16 protein-coding genes are annotated in these 13,593 nt (G+C 55.9%); 8 read left to right on the top strand and 8 right to left on the bottom strand.

What is annotated here, in order from left to right; genetic code table 11:
- The first annotated feature begins 86 nt into the window (after positions 1-86).
- From DVK03_RS20435 to DVK03_RS20530, 3 genes are all read left to right on the top strand, one after another.
- Positions 87-1,016 (top strand): transcription initiation factor IIB family protein, encoded by a 930-nt coding sequence (locus DVK03_RS20435; RefSeq protein ID WP_115803155.1) that lies wholly within the window; start codon positions 87-89, stop codon positions 1,014-1,016.
- Between the two features lie 313 nt (positions 1,017-1,329).
- Entirely contained in the window at positions 1,330-1,857 is a 528-nt protein-coding gene (locus DVK03_RS12940; protein ID WP_115803153.1) for a winged helix-turn-helix domain-containing protein, read from the top strand.
- The gene (locus tag DVK03_RS20530; protein ID WP_115803151.1) at positions 1,858-2,307 is read left to right on the top strand and encodes a hypothetical protein; all 450 of its coding nucleotides are present in this window, start codon (positions 1,858-1,860) and stop codon (positions 2,305-2,307) included. It abuts the gene before it with no gap.
- Between the two features lie 287 nt (positions 2,308-2,594).
- Here the strand turns inward: DVK03_RS20530 and DVK03_RS12930 are convergent, their stop codons facing one another.
- The 6 genes from DVK03_RS12930 to DVK03_RS20255 form a co-directional block, all read right to left on the bottom strand.
- Complete coding sequence (locus tag DVK03_RS12930) at positions 2,595-4,700, bottom strand: VirB4 family type IV secretion system protein (protein WP_115803150.1); 2,106 nt, start codon at positions 4,698-4,700, stop codon at positions 2,595-2,597.
- Entirely contained in the window at positions 4,693-5,808 is a 1,116-nt protein-coding gene (locus DVK03_RS12925) for a hypothetical protein (RefSeq protein WP_115803148.1), read from the bottom strand. The genes DVK03_RS12930 and DVK03_RS12925 overlap by 8 nt, the downstream gene beginning before the upstream one ends.
- 6 nt (positions 5,809-5,814) lie before the next feature.
- On the bottom strand, positions 5,815-6,879 hold the full coding sequence (locus tag DVK03_RS12920; RefSeq protein WP_115803146.1) for a hypothetical protein: 1,065 nt from the start codon (positions 6,877-6,879) through the stop codon (positions 5,815-5,817).
- A gap of 2 nt (positions 6,880-6,881) precedes the next feature.
- Positions 6,882-7,556, bottom strand: coding sequence for a hypothetical protein (locus tag DVK03_RS12915; protein ID WP_306452309.1), 675 nt, complete (start codon positions 7,554-7,556; stop codon positions 6,882-6,884).
- A 161-nt stretch (positions 7,557-7,717) separates the two neighbouring features.
- On the bottom strand, positions 7,718-9,460 hold the full coding sequence (locus tag DVK03_RS12910) for a hypothetical protein (protein ID WP_188423223.1): 1,743 nt from the start codon (positions 9,458-9,460) through the stop codon (positions 7,718-7,720).
- 36 nt (positions 9,461-9,496) lie between these two features.
- Positions 9,497-9,919 carry a hypothetical protein gene (locus DVK03_RS20255; RefSeq protein WP_233521787.1) on the bottom strand — a complete coding sequence of 141 codons (423 nt, stop codon included), beginning with the start codon at positions 9,917-9,919 and terminating at the stop codon, positions 9,497-9,499.
- A gap of 391 nt (positions 9,920-10,310) precedes the next feature.
- Here DVK03_RS20255 and DVK03_RS12900 point away from each other — a divergent pair, with 391 nt between their 5' ends.
- The 4 genes from DVK03_RS12900 (at position 10,311) to DVK03_RS12885 (ending at position 12,005) form a co-directional block, all read left to right on the top strand.
- Positions 10,311-10,475, top strand: coding sequence for a hypothetical protein (locus DVK03_RS12900; protein WP_233521786.1), 165 nt, complete (start codon positions 10,311-10,313; stop codon positions 10,473-10,475).
- A 107-nt stretch (positions 10,476-10,582) separates the two neighbouring features.
- The gene (locus tag DVK03_RS12895; protein WP_004062848.1) at positions 10,583-11,194 is read left to right on the top strand and encodes an HD family hydrolase; all 612 of its coding nucleotides are present in this window, start codon (positions 10,583-10,585) and stop codon (positions 11,192-11,194) included.
- 181 nt (positions 11,195-11,375) lie between these two features.
- Entirely contained in the window at positions 11,376-11,642 is a 267-nt protein-coding gene (locus DVK03_RS12890; RefSeq protein WP_006601197.1) for an AbrB/MazE/SpoVT family DNA-binding domain-containing protein, read from the top strand.
- 3 nt (positions 11,643-11,645) lie between these two features.
- A complete protein-coding gene (locus DVK03_RS12885) occupies positions 11,646-12,005 on the top strand; it encodes a type II toxin-antitoxin system PemK/MazF family toxin (protein WP_115803140.1) in 360 nt (119 codons plus the stop codon).
- A 245-nt stretch (positions 12,006-12,250) separates the two neighbouring features.
- On the opposite strand, the gene DVK03_RS12880 is transcribed toward DVK03_RS12885, so the two are convergent.
- Complete coding sequence (locus DVK03_RS12880; RefSeq protein WP_004062845.1) at positions 12,251-12,508, bottom strand: hypothetical protein; 258 nt, start codon at positions 12,506-12,508, stop codon at positions 12,251-12,253.
- A gap of 125 nt (positions 12,509-12,633) precedes the next feature.
- Entirely contained in the window at positions 12,634-12,948 is a 315-nt protein-coding gene (locus DVK03_RS12875) for a hypothetical protein (RefSeq protein WP_049916507.1), read from the bottom strand.
- A gap of 93 nt (positions 12,949-13,041) precedes the next feature.
- On the opposite strand from DVK03_RS12875, the gene DVK03_RS12870 reads away from it, so the two are divergent.
- The gene (locus tag DVK03_RS12870; RefSeq protein ID WP_004062843.1) at positions 13,042-13,383 is read left to right on the top strand and encodes a hypothetical protein; all 342 of its coding nucleotides are present in this window, start codon (positions 13,042-13,044) and stop codon (positions 13,381-13,383) included.
- The last annotated feature ends 210 nt before the right edge of the window (positions 13,384-13,593 follow it).

The raw sequence follows: 13,593 nt of genomic DNA, 5'->3' as shown, positions 1-13,593 counted from the left end.
CGACTAACCTCGAAACAGACTGACCGCAGTTTTATCTCCCCCACAGGGGTGCGGGGGGTGCCGAAGAAGCGCCTCACAGAAAACTCATGGCACTGAGAGACATCTACGAGCGAACATTCGACGAATCGTGCGGAAAAACTATTGATGCGACTGACTGTCCCGAGTGCGACGGCACGCTCACAACGGAGGGTGGCGAAACGGGGTGTGACGAGTGTGGCCTCATCGTCAACCAGTACTACATCGACCACACCCACGGCCCGCGTGTGTTCGATGACGACCCAGAACCGATGCGGCGGACAGGAAGTCGGCTCACACCTGCCCGACACGACTACGGTGTGTCTGCAGAAATCGGTTACAAGCGTGATGCGAACGGGAATCGTGTTTCATCGAAAAAACAGTGGCAACTTCACCGACTTCGTCGTGAACACCGCCGGGCACGCTACGGGTCGAAAGCAGAGCGAAATCTTGCACACGCCCTTCAGGAAATCGCACGGATGTCGAGCGCGCTCGACCTCCCACGAAGTGTGGTCGAAGAAGCAAGTCAGGTCTACCGACAGGCGCAACATCGTGATCTCATCCGTGGGCGGTCGATCGAAATGATGGCCGCAGGCAGTCTGTATGCGGCGTGTCGTTGCCGTGGGCTTCAGCGGCGGCCAGGCGAGATTGGCTCGGTTGCTCGGTGTACTGCTGACCAGTTGCGAACTGGCTATCGCGCACTCAAAGTCGACATGGAAATCGAACCACAGATTGTGACGGCACGAACGTACGTCCCGCGGCTTGCGTCGGACTGCCGTGTGACCTCAGAAGTCAACGCACGTGCGTACGAACTCGCCGACCTCGCAGACCGTGAACGGATAACGAACGGACGAAACCCCGCGGGCGTGGCCGCAGCGTGTCTGTACCTCGCTGGGAACGAACGAGGAAGTGCGAAGACACAGGCGGAGTTCGCAGCAGCAGCCGACGTGACGGTATCGACGCTTCGGGCACGGTACTACGAACTGCGAGAGCGGGCCTGAGGCGGAATGCTCTCGGCTACTCTTCGTTGTGGTGGCCGGCGTGAGAGGCTCTCGAACCGAGATTGTGCTGTGTCCATTCTGTCTGCTGTTTCATCGGGCTCGTACGTTCCGTTCTCATAGTCTCCATTGGAGATTGTAACAGTCAGGACAGCGTTTTGTTTCCTCGCACGCCATGGTAATCTCCGTGTTCATCCGTGGCAGTGCGATGACACCAACTGTATTTTCTATAGACACTTCCCAGTCGTTCACGCATTATGTCTCAAATATATGCAAAACACAAAAATATATTGAAGTAAAGCGCTTACACCAACGTATGACTGGATTCGACCCTTCACCTGACTCTGCTTCCGCTCAGAGAAGGTGGCAAGAGGGAACAGACACGTTTGACCGTGTCTATGATGTAGCGTTGGGTGTTACGTCGCCCACCGCGTACACTGACATCGCAGAGTTAGCGGACTGCTCACCTAACGCTGCGAAAAAACATCTTGAACGACTCGCTGAGATGGGAATTGTCCAAGCAGACAGGGACAGTCGACCGGCTCAGTATGAGCGGAATGAGGGGTATCTGGAGTGGCAAGACGCCAGTCGAATTGCAAATGAACTCTCTGTCGAAGAGATTATTGAGCGTGTGAAGGCGCTCGAAGAACGACGACGGGAGTACGAGACACAATTCGAGAGCACAGATCCCAAAGAGGTCTCAGTGTTCGACTACGGTGACCACGACACGATTCACGACCGCATGACTGCGGTCAGTGAGTGGCAGGGAGTGATCCGGGATATTCGGCTCTACGAGCTTGCACGCCAGCTCTCCCAGAATGACGGGCACCTCATTCCAGCCTAAATGAGCACACCACCTGAAGACCCAGAACCGAATTCAACTGGGCCTCCAGACCGTCAGACTCTACGATTGCTTGAGCGACATCTCGTGTCGGATTCGCTCGTGGTTGAGACAGAGTTCGACCCGGACTCCTACGAACCACGACTCCTCCACGTATTGCTTGATGCTGGCCGATACCCCGAATCGATAGAAACGGCACGACTATATGTTCGGTGGTTCACGACTGGTGATTTTTCGATTCACTATATCGAAGCGCATGACGACGGATCCCAATGGGAGTGCCGCTGGGACCGACATCCAAACAATCACAACGCACGGTTGCATTTTCACCAGCCCCCAGATGCAGCGGAGGTCACTGACCTTTCCCTGTCTTCACTCCATCCTCTCGAAGTGTACTCGACTGTTCTCACAGCAGTTGACCAGCGACTTGAATCTCTATGGTCGAATCAGTGATGACCTCGTAGATGAATTGGGTTCGCTCCTCGGTTAGTACTCTGCACCGATGCTTTGTGGTGAGTTTCGGGTGGTAGTGTAGGGATCGTGTGCTTGGAGTTCTGCCACACGATGTGTAAGTGTACCACACCGTTTCGAAGAGTGGGTTCACAGACGGATTTTCCGACAAACTCGATGCGTCGTGGACACTCTTTGACCTGCAAAAAATAGACATGCTGACAAGTTCACCAAACTGACGCCGAGCGGTGGTCGCTCACTGAAGAAGGGGACCTCTCGCCTCAATTCAGTTACGAACGTCTGTACGCTTGATGAGTGGTCTCACCACCGGGTAGCGAACCAGTAGCCGACTCCGTTGGATCGAAGTCAATGACCCGCTTTTCTTTGGGCATCGCCTCAACGCGAATCCCACGCCACTCACCGTCGACGCCAACGAGCGCTTCGGAGTACCCCGCATCCTCATTTCCCGGAATCGCATCTTGGACGAATCGCATCTGCGCGTAGTTCAGCCCAAACTCTGTGGCCCACGTTTCGTCCATTCCGTCAAGGTGGTGGAACTGCTTGACTGCACACTGGTCTAAGATTGCTTCGGACTCTGTGTGTTCGAAGAACTCGTCGACGGTCTGTGTGACGAGTCGAATCGAAAGATCGTGGTGGCGGTGATGACGGAACACCGTCTCCAAGAACGCCAGACTCGCGGCGTCCTGCATAATATACCGTGCTTCGTCAATGACGAACACGACTTCTTTGTCTGTTTCCTTGGCACGCTCGTACACCAAGGAGATGAGAAGCTGCATCGTCAGCGCGGTACTACTGCTGACGCTGCCTTCTTGCTGCGCGAGGTCGAGGTAGATGACCTTCTCGTCGCGGATGTTGAATTCGGATGCCCGCCCGAGGTTTGCATACCGTCCTCCCTCTTCGAACAGCCGAAGTTGTCCAAGGAGCCACGTCGCATCCTCGCGGAGTTTGTCCGCTTCAGCGTTCGTCCGTACGACAAACTCGCTTGGTGACGCAACCATGTCTTCGAAGACGTCCATCATATCTCGAATCGTCGGACTCCGATTGCCATGCGTATCGATCTCGTCTGTGATCCCTTGGCGTTCGTAGGCCTGTTGGAGTCCAAGTTCAAGGGTGGTCCGGCGGTCGCCAAGTGAGATGCCGCGGAGCGCGAAGTAGTTGGTCAAGAAGCTCATTGCGTCGTCGAGTTTCTCGTTGAACGGGCTTGCGTCCTCACCCAGTGCTCGCTGGACGTGTTCGGGTGTCTGGCGGATCTCTAAGGGATTCAACCCGAGCGTCCCACCAACGGTGATGCGCTTGGCGTCCAAGGCTTCGGCGACGCCAGCCCAATTGTTGAGTGGTTCGAGAATGATGCCGATTCGGTCTGTGCTTTGTTCGATCGACCGGATGAAGTTCTGTTTCGAGCCAAATGACTTCCCAGAGCCGGTATCGCCGACGGTGAACATCGCATAGCCGTTTTCGCGAGCGAACGGGTCGATGACGACCGGGCTGTGGGTGTCTTTGTGGATGCCGAATTCGACGCCTCCTTCTTCGAGGATTGTTGCGTTGTGTGGCGACGCAAGGAGTGCGCCAACGGCCCCACCAAGCGCGATTGCGTTGTGACCGATGACGTTCTCTCCAATCGGTGCTGCAGATTGGAGTGCGAGGTCTTGGTTGCAAATCGCTGTCTTCGGTGTGAGACTCGCCGGCTCATCGCGAAGCGTGCTTTTGACGCTTTGGACGGCATCGTGAAGGTCGCCGCGTGTGTCGGCACGGACGGTGACGAACAGTGCTTGGTCGAAGACACGAGTCCCACTCTCGACAGCATTGTACGTCGCCGCAGCCTGGTGTGCCCGCTGTTGGAGATAGCCACTTCGAACGCTCTTTTCGAGGTCGGCATCGACTTGGAGGTCATCAGCGATCTCTTGGAGTTCGCTTCGAGCACGCAGCTGATTCTTCGGTCGAATGTGGGCTGTGAGGTCGAATTCGATATCTGTTAGCTGAAACAGATCACTGAGGTAGCCATCGCTCGGGTAATCAGGGTAGTCGGTGATCGTGAGTGTGGAGGTCCACTGCTCGCCCACGCGGGCTGCACGCGTCTCCCATTCGATGGCTGGCGGTGCAATCGTCGTCTTGTGTGATTCTGCGATGTCATCGAGAAGTTGTCCCTCAGTGTGTCCTGTTCGGATTGTGTCTTCGTCGAGGACGTCCGAAAAATCGACTTCAGGGTCGTGGTCTTCGTCGACAGCGCGGCGTTTCCACACACCGATGGTCCCGAGCACAATCACGAGTGCTCCTGTAGCGTAGAGTGACGCACCTTCCAGTGACGTTGGCTGTTGGAGCCACTCGACGAGTTGGTGAGCGAGTTCAGTCTCTATTTGCAGGCAGAGACTACGCATCGAGATCATCCTCTCGACGGGAGCGTCCGATAATCGGTTGGTCACGGATGACCCGTCGTGGATTGTCATAGTCGTGTTCGTGGCCGTTCCAGAAATCCATCGTCAACACGAACAGTTCGACTGTGCTCAATCGACGAGCAGACCACCCCGACGCCTGTTGGATGAATCCAGACTCGATGTTCGTGATTCGGGTCTCTAATCGCTCGAATATCCGTGCACGCTCTTCGGCTTTCGAGAGGTCTTCGCGGCGCGTGACGAACGGGTTGAACAGGAAGCCAAGGCCGGGGAGTTCGGTCAGCTTCTCTGCGGGTGTTTGTTCGTCGCGGAAGCGGTCATAGACTTCGAGTGGCGAGACTTCGACGCCAATGAAGAACCGAATCTGTTGGGTTCCACGGTTTCGCATCGCTTGTGGGCGCGTCTCGCGGTACTCTTCGAGGAGTTCACGGAAGACCGGGTTTTGGGTGACGTCGTCATCCGACAGCCGCTGTTCGATGTTCGCTGTGAGCTGTTCGACCGGGAACGACCGCGTCGTTGCGTGGAACTTCAGCTTTGAATCGAGTTCCTTGTTTGCGAATTCAGCGCCGGCCGCGTGGAGACTCGCCCACTCATCTGACATGGCGAAGTCCATATTCCCTGGGTTGACTTCGATGAACGCCTCCATCACCCCGTCCGACCGCTGGATCGCACCCACGCCGGGCCACGCACGCTCAATGTTGGTGAGGTCCTGTGTTCGTTCATCTGGTTTGAACGGTGTGTAGTTCGCAAGGCCACCCTCGTTTCGGACTGCCCCTTGGGTGACTGTTGCGGTGGGAGCGCTGAACGTTCGACGCGGTCGCATTGCAAAGCGAGACACGTCTTTGGCCCATGCCCATGCAGTGCGGTGGTCCGGTGCAACATAGACCACAGCCGCACCTAGTCCGACACCCCCTGCGATGAGTGGGACTGCGAGTGAGTCGAGTCCGGTGAGTCCGGCGATGAACAATCCGAGAAGTGGGAACGCAATCAGGACACCAACGTCCCCTTCTTCGATATTGAGCCCTGGGATGCGACTTGCTTCTCCGAATTCGTCCATGATACGGCGTTCTGCAGCGTCTGAATCTGTCGACATGATGAACTAGCGATTGGCGTTGTGTGGGTCGTTCTCGGTCCGGCGGTACGAGGCAGTGTCGTGCGTACTGGGGTTTTCAGCTCGGGCAGCGGCTTTCTGGGCGATTACTTGGCCAGCAGCGGCTTTGGGCCCCCAGCGGGCAGCGGTCGTAGCAACGCCTGCACCACCCATGGACGCGCCTGCTGCGACGCTTCCAACGATGACTGCGCCTTTGCTGGCTGACCCGATGGCCCTCGCAGTGAGTGGGGTTGCGTAGGCGAAGGTCTTCCACGTCAGATAGAGTGCGATGACGGGCAGTGAGACGGCGACGAGATATTGGAGGAAGGCAGTTGGTGGGGAGAACGTCCCGCTGGCGAAGAGCAGGTCGTAGCCTTTGAACACGACTGCTGCGGGGAGTGGGAGGACGACTAAGGGGACGAATCGCTTTGCGAATCCAGTTGCGATGTCTGAGAGGACGGGAATGTTTCCATAGCCGAGTGCGATGGCAATCGGCATCCCATAGACGTAGACGTACAGCAAGATCTCGCGGATGAAAAAGAGGGCTTGAATCGCCCACATCGAGATGCCCCCGAGTGCGGCGAGAAGGAGGCCTAAGATGGGGTTGGTGAGTGTTGCGCTCAGCAATTGAAGCATTACATCTGACAGAGACCCCAGGCTCGGGAGTAAGGCGACAGTAATGCCGTCCACTAAGTACAGGGAGAGGGCACCAACCCAGTACCAACCGACAATTAGAATCCCTCCGGTCCAAGCTGTTTTCTGTGTTTTCCGGGCTTTGTACCCGCTTCCGATATTGAAGATTCGCATCGTGTGGCGACCTTGCACACTAACGATGAGAAGTAAGAATGAAATCAGCATGATTTCACCCCCAACGAGTGCATCCTGAATTGTAGGCCACGGAGCATTCGTTGGAGTCCCAAATACGAACCCACCGTCTGTATTCGGGGTTGGTGTTCCAAACATTGATTCAGAGATGGCTCTGTATCCTTCCTTGAGTCCGCTCTCGAAGAGGCTCATAATCCAATCGACGACATCTTTGAATCCCTCAAGAACGACGTCTATGAGTTCAACCATGATTATGGGGCAGAAATGTTGATCTCGCAGTCGCGCATCTCTTCTGAGCCAGAGTACGTGACACCGAACGTTTCTGTAATCTCACGGCCGGAAACCATGGACTCAATAACCACAGTAAACTCACCCCGATTCCCGTCGATTGAACAGCCCATCCCGTCGTCGCCAAGTTGTGGACCGAAAGGTAATGTGCTACTGAAAAGGTTGATCTGACTGTCTGGTAGGACAATGGTTCGTTCAGTCCCGTACAAGCCACTTCCCTCGTAAGTCTCCGCTAAATGAGGAACATCTCCTCTAAATCGAAGTCCGACCACGGCATCGGGGCCTGACCCTGTATTTCGAACTTCGACATACGCTTCGCTATTTCTCGTTCGATTAGTCTCACTCTCCCCGTAGATCTCATCCCACGGCTTGTCTGGGTTGTTCCTGAAGAGACCGACGTCAACGATTTCGAGTTGTGGTCGGATCTCCAACCTCGTCTCGGCTACTGTCTCGTCGCCGTGAACTGCGATCACCCGATAGTCTCCGGGGTCGTACGCAGTCCCAATCTCGAATGCGACCTGCTGAACGCCGGTCACGACCTCGCGCGTCCCAAATAGCTCACCATTTGGCTGGATGAGGTTGATCTGTTCGACAGCACTCCCAGAGCCGAGTCTGACGACAAGCGTGGTTCCCTCCACAGCGACCTGACGCAAGAGTCCTTGGTCGTCGGAGTCGCCATTCGTGCTGGTCGTCTCGTCACTGGAGCGACTGCCGGTGAGACAGCCAGCAATGCCAGCGAGTGAGAGCCCTGCTGCTGTTCGGAGAACGGTCCGTCTATCGAAATTTGATTGATCGTGTGTCATGGATATCGTTCAGAATCATCGCGTGGCCCGAAAAATCGGAGAATCTGCCTCCCTGCATAGAACACTACAACAAATGGAATGAATTGCCAGCCAACCTCAATGAGTAACCCAACCCACCCATCGAGGGTTCCGAGTGGATGCCATCGGACAGTCGCCGTGTCCGAAACATAGGCTGGTGTTGCGACCAGCCACGTTCCCGGATGATAGCGTGCCGTGTAGACCCCGGGTTGGTCGATAGTGACGACCGCGACGCCGGACTCGTTCGTCCGAACACGCTGGTCGGCGATGGCGATATACCCTCCACCGGATTCGCCATTGAGCGAGACGTGGCGTTCGTCGGCAGTGAGGTCGATCGGAGAGCCAGTCGCGGTATCGCGAAGTTCGATGTGGACAGTCGCCTGCTCGTTCGTCTGCGAGACCACTTCGGCGGTGAGTCGACTCTCGCGAAGTTCGCGATCAGGCCCACTGCTCACCGTTGACGTGATGGGTGTCGCGTCGACGCCGCGGACGATACCGCTCACACTGAGTGCATCACGGTCGAGGTTGTCTGTGCGGACTGCAAGTCCGTAGGTGGGCGTATACGCTCGGTCTACGACCTCGACAGAAACCGTCTCTGGGAGTGTCGCGTGTGGTGAGGTACGTTCTCTCCCCCACGAGTCGAGTATCGTCGGGCCATCACGAATTGGTTCGGCTCGCGGCCCGATGCGTGATGGGTAGGCATGAACGTACACCGGAAGTGCCTCGGAGTGAATCTCGGTCTCGGCTGTCGCCGTTGCTTGGGTGAGCCGGTCCCAGCGAGGGTCACGAGCCGTGTAGAACCGCCAGACACCGCGAACGCGTGAATCGCCATCCTCGGTGAGCGTGTAGCCTTGCCACGGCCGAGACTGGAAGATCGCAACCCCGGTGTCGCCATTGGGATACGCCGCGTCGTAGGCAGACGCGTGGAGGTTGTACACCTCGACATCGAGTGAATCCGCGACGGTGATCGTCTCGGTTCGATACGTGACGTCCGTCTGGGTGCGATTCCCGATTGTGGTTGTTGTCGTCTGCTTGAGTCGGACGTGAATGTCGGCTTCGAGGGTGAGCGTCGTACGCCACGTCTCGTCGAGTTGGTACGCAAGGAGTGGTGTATGGCTCCCTCCTGTGCGGACGATAACGTCGTCATCAGACTTTAGGCGGACCGCTGAGATCTCGTCGTCGACGAGTGCCCACGTGATAGACGACCGATTGGAGTGATGGCCATCTGGAATCCGAACACGGTAATCGACAAATCCACGAACGCTCCCATTGGGTGCGACGTACAGTGGCGTGTCACCTGCTTCGAGATGGCCTCGCGTCGATGGATGGACGGCGAAGACTGTCGCGTGTGCATCGTCGATGAAGCGTCCACTTGTGAGAGACGCGTGGTCGGGATACAGCGATGTCTGTGAATTGCCTGCGCTCAGGTCACGGAAGTCATTGCGTGTCCATGTTGCCGCGGTCGCCGGTGGGCGGGTGAACGTGATGTCTGTCCCATTGGCGAGTTGTTGGATCGGGGTTCGGCTTTCGCCGTAGCGCTGGCGATACGCCGTCTCGTTTAGGTACGCATCTGCGTCACGAGACCACAAGGTTGCGGTCTCGTTTTCGGTCAAGCCATTGTCTTCTGTCCCCGAGCGTGGTGGCGTGGCTGTGACGAGACTGGCGAGACCACTCGTGAGAAGGAGGCAAACGAAGACGACAGACCACGCGGGAGTGCGCATACGGGAAGGCAATGTGATGTGAGTCTCTCGACCAGCCTACCAGGGGGCGAGATCAACACACTGCGCAAGTGGCAGTCCCATCAACGACCCCGCAACGGTGTAGAGGGGACCGAGTACGAGCAGGGTGACCGCAGACTTCAGCGCCACCCGCATGTGTTCTTTCAGTTTGGCTTTCTGCTCGTGATTCGTCGTAAACATCTGGAAGAGCGAATCGCCTTGCCAGACAACGATGAGACCGATCAGTCCGAGCGCCGTGGTTAATTGGAAGAAGCCTTCGAGCATCTGCGGCAGTTTGCTTGTACTGCAGATGACTCCATCTTGAGCTGCAACAGGCTGTGTGAGGACGGCGAGTCCAATGAGGGCAGTTATCGCGAGGATACGGCCGGACGAAACAACTCGAATTGAATCGTGAACTGGATTGACTACTGTATTGGTTGGGCTGTCTTTTTCGTTCGACATGTGGGTTGCTTGTGAATTGTGCCGGGGAGCTACAATTCCTATACATTCAACTTTCAGGCGATAATTAAGTTCTTTTGATTGCTGAATGTGTGGTTTGTGTGCTATTATCTGTTAATTATCTAGATTTCAATGGTAGTTCATCATTTCACGACTGTCTTGTATACGAGGAGTTTACTGCAGATTTCAACCCAAGGTCACACCACGAACGATCCTGCTGTTTGTGCGTGAGTGGCCGAACGTGCGTTCACTGCCACTCAATGTGGTGGGCCCCTGCCAGTACTGTCGCTGCATTGCTCACTCGGTGTGCGGTGTGTCTTCTTTCGAGAGCGAAAGGCGAATACACAACACACGCGACCACTACCACATACCACCCCAGCCAGGAGAAGAGCGTGTGATTGATGCAGTCTATCCAGATGATCCGAATGACGTGCTTCGGATGGTTCTTGAGAGTATCGAGAAGCGAATCAACGATATCTGGGCGTCAACAGATCTGGTTTTTCCGTCGGAATACGAATTCGAGCAGGAGGACGGCGCAGACTATCTCGTCGGCAAGTGACTAATTGATTGGTCTTCAAGACGGAAACCCGCAACTTCAGATTGAATGTCGGCAACCCGGCGGACTAGTCTCGATGAGTTGAACTGGCCACTTCCCTTATCCACGATATGATGACCAACGAACTCGACTCCTTGCTTGAATGGTTCGAGTTGAAGGACGAACTTCGGACAGGATGGGTGCTTCGGAATATCGACTCGCCTGAATCGGTCGCAGCCCACACATGGGGGACAGCGTCGCTTTGTCTGCTCTATGCCGAGCAGGAAGACGTTGACCCTCAGAAAGCAGTGACGATGGCACTCATTCACGACCTCGGTGAAGCTCGAGCGGGTGATATCGCAACCCGCGCGGAAGACGGACGCCAGACCATCCCCACGTCCGAGAAGGAGTCGGCTGAACGGAGCGCAGTAACCGATCTCGTCGGACCGTTCGCGGACACCGAACTGCTGTCGCTTTGGGAAGAGTACGAAGCTCGTGACACCCCGACGGCACAGTTCGTCAAGGACATGGATCTAATCGATAACTGTCTCCAGGCGCTCAAGTACGAGCGCCAAGGTCGGTACGACGACGCTGAAGCGAACGACCATTTTACCGAGTTCAAGAATCTGGACGAGTTCTTTGCTACCGCCGCGCCTCGTTTCCAGACAGAAGTCGGCCAAGACTTGTTCGAGCAAATTAAATCGCAGTACGAACGAGAACTCGGGCGACCCTGCCAACTCTGAATACGTCTTTCAGTCGCAACTCCCCCCTGCTCGGTGTAACTCCTGTATTGACCACGACTGGGTCAGAATATATTATTTTCTGAGGATTTCAACAGAGCCCTTTCGACAGATTCCCACATCGGTCCGTACTGACTGCCTTCCGCCCGAAGCGCTTATCAGTATGAATATGATACGAATATGTATGAGTAAGGGTGAACGCCGGAAAGTCGGGGAGCGGGGCCAGGTAACGATCCCCAAAGAGCTCCGCGAACGCTTCGGAATAAAGGGAGGAGATGACGTCGTGATCCACGAAGAGGCGGGCAAGCTCGTTATCGAGCGGTCAATCACTCGTGAAGAGTTGGCCGCAGGGTACCGCCAGCGTGCCCAACGGACCCGCGAACTCGCTAACGAACTGGAGGGTGTCTCGACGGAGGCTGATGAACACCTGGGCGATGCCCCAGAGTGGTAGCGAATGGCCACGTCTGTCCGTCGAGGAGACGTCGTTATTGTTGAACTCAATCCGACGCAGGGATCCGAACAACGGGGAACGCGTCCGTGTCTTGTCGTGCAGAATAACGTCGGGAATGCAAACGCACCGACAACGATCGTTGTTCCGTTCACTACCTCATTCGGAGAGCAGCTCTACCCGTTCGAAGTGCTCGTCCCAGCCGAAGAGTGTGCGCTTCGAGAGGATTCTGTCGCGCTCTGTAGCCAGGTTCGAACCGTCTCCGTAGAGCACCGTATCACCGAGAACATCGGCTCGATTCCGCAAGAGCGGATGGACGAGGTCGATACCGCACTCGAATACAGTCTCGGCCTCACCGAGGTCTGAGAGGGATTGGCAAACGTTCTCGTGTTCTCAGTCGTCTAAGGCCTGTAATAGGGGGTTTCGCATGGTGATGAGCAAGATTTGGGTGCATGGATACTCGTTCGATGCGATGCAGTTGTCTGGCGGGAGACGCCTGTATTCGTCAGTCTATCACTCGGTTCGAGGGGTGGGAGACAGCCGCATCATCCTGTCTGCGTCATCTGCTCAAAGGCAACAAGGGACTCATCGAGCACCCTGAGTACGCCGCGTTATTGCGTGAAGTCGGGCAGGCCGCGGTTCTCGAACTCATCGGAGTTGAGGCCAAGTTCTTCGAGGTCATCGTCGGTGAGGGGTTCACCACCTCCCTCGTGGAGAACAAGAACCTCCGCAAGTTGCGAGAGTGCTTCCGCCCGGGTGTCGCCATCACGTGCGAGATTGGTCTCGGTGTCGTAGGCGGTGATGCTCCCATCATCTTCGCGGACGAACTCAACTCCGTTGGGGTCACCGTCCCGGGTCGCACTTGCCATACTGAACTCGAATCAATCTCAGACGATAAGCGTTCGGACGGTGAAGAGTCCCGTGCAGACCCTTCCTCAATCCCGTTCCCAGGGGGCAGGCGTGAATATCTAACTTTCGAGATTCTACAGTCGGCTCACCCCCAGTCGTGATCTTTGATCCCTTCGTAGTGTTTCAGACGAGTCTCAATCTCCCACGTTTCCCAGCGACATTCATGGTAAAGGACATCAGCAAGCTTGTCGAAATTACTTTTGTCGAGTTCGATACCACGATTTCCACGGTGAGTGATATAGGGCTCGCTCCGAAGATCGGCGTAGACCTCACGTGCGACTGGGTAGTCATTGCCGATAGCCGAGAGGCTGAGGAGGTCTTCTTCGGTAATCGGTGTCCCCCACTTGTGTTTCGCGATCATTGTTGCTAAGAGGGCGCATTTCACCGACGGCTTCTCCATGATCGAAGAATCAAGTCGGCCGCATATAAATACTGTTAATGGCCGTTAACACTAGTGGAAACGTTTATACACGCAGAATGGGTGAATCTCTGTATGAGCAGTATAGAGCACGCGGCTGATCGAGGAGACAAAAAGGAACTCCGAAAGGAGCACCCGAGTGGATGGCTCTATCTCACGCAACACGACGCCATCCCGATTCTCGTAGACGCATTGCTCGATCTTCCGCCAAACCGTGAGTTCAACAAAACAGAGTTCGCAGACCACGCCGGCGTCACACGCCAGACTGTCGGCAATTACACGGACCTCTTGATTGAGGTTGAACTCATCGAAGAAGTACCGGACACGTCACCGCGCCGGTACCGGGTCACAGACAGCACCGTCGTCCGAGAACTCTTTGAACTGAACAGCGCGCTCAATAGCGTCGGTCGCGAGTGAACAGTCGGTCGTGGACTCGGCGTCTCGGTTGTGGTCACGGGGATACCGTATTCAAACGTGGTAACCCACACCCCTCGTACCGAGTGACAGACTGGTGAGTGACGGCGTTGTGACGCCTGAAGTCGTAGAACAGCACACACAACAGGACCAACGAAGAGCGTATCGCTGGCCATGCAAGAACGCCTGTGACTGTAGCTCCTGACGATGCAT

This window comes from Haloferax sp. Atlit-109R (genome assembly GCF_003665865.1).
GTDB classification, from domain to species: Archaea; Halobacteriota; Halobacteria; order Halobacteriales; family Haloferacaceae; genus Haloferax; species Haloferax volcanii.
This window is presented reverse-complemented; position numbering and strand designations above follow the sequence as displayed.

Excerpts from the sequence above, each read along its gene's own strand:
- DVK03_RS12930 (WP_115803150.1), bottom strand. The coding sequence starts at position 4,700 with ATGCGTAGTCTCTGCCTGCAAATAGAGACTGAACTCGCTCACCAACTC.
- DVK03_RS12870 (WP_004062843.1), top strand. The coding sequence starts at position 13,042 with ATGAGCAGTATAGAGCACGCGGCTGATCGAGGAGACAAAAAGGAACTC.
- DVK03_RS12925 (WP_115803148.1), bottom strand. The coding sequence starts at position 5,808 with ATGTCGACAGATTCAGACGCTGCAGAACGCCGTATCATGGACGAATTC.
- DVK03_RS12880 (WP_004062845.1), bottom strand. The coding sequence starts at position 12,508 with ATGGCAAGTGCGACCCGGGACGGTGACCCCAACGGAGTTGAGTTCGTC.
- DVK03_RS20530 (WP_115803151.1), top strand. The coding sequence starts at position 1,858 with ATGAGCACACCACCTGAAGACCCAGAACCGAATTCAACTGGGCCTCCA.
- DVK03_RS12885 (WP_115803140.1), top strand. The coding sequence starts at position 11,646 with ATGGCCACGTCTGTCCGTCGAGGAGACGTCGTTATTGTTGAACTCAAT.
- DVK03_RS12910 (WP_188423223.1), bottom strand. The coding sequence starts at position 9,460 with ATGCGCACTCCCGCGTGGTCTGTCGTCTTCGTTTGCCTCCTTCTCACG.
- DVK03_RS12875 (WP_049916507.1), bottom strand. The coding sequence starts at position 12,948 with ATGGAGAAGCCGTCGGTGAAATGCGCCCTCTTAGCAACAATGATCGCG.
- DVK03_RS20435 (WP_115803155.1), top strand. The coding sequence starts at position 87 with ATGGCACTGAGAGACATCTACGAGCGAACATTCGACGAATCGTGCGGA.
- DVK03_RS12890 (WP_006601197.1), top strand. The coding sequence starts at position 11,376 with ATGAGTAAGGGTGAACGCCGGAAAGTCGGGGAGCGGGGCCAGGTAACG.
- DVK03_RS12895 (WP_004062848.1), top strand. The coding sequence starts at position 10,583 with ATGATGACCAACGAACTCGACTCCTTGCTTGAATGGTTCGAGTTGAAG.
- DVK03_RS12940 (WP_115803153.1), top strand. The coding sequence starts at position 1,330 with ATGACTGGATTCGACCCTTCACCTGACTCTGCTTCCGCTCAGAGAAGG.
- DVK03_RS20255 (WP_233521787.1), bottom strand. The coding sequence starts at position 9,919 with ATGTCGAACGAAAAAGACAGCCCAACCAATACAGTAGTCAATCCAGTT.
- DVK03_RS12920 (WP_115803146.1), bottom strand. The coding sequence starts at position 6,879 with ATGGTTGAACTCATAGACGTCGTTCTTGAGGGATTCAAAGATGTCGTC.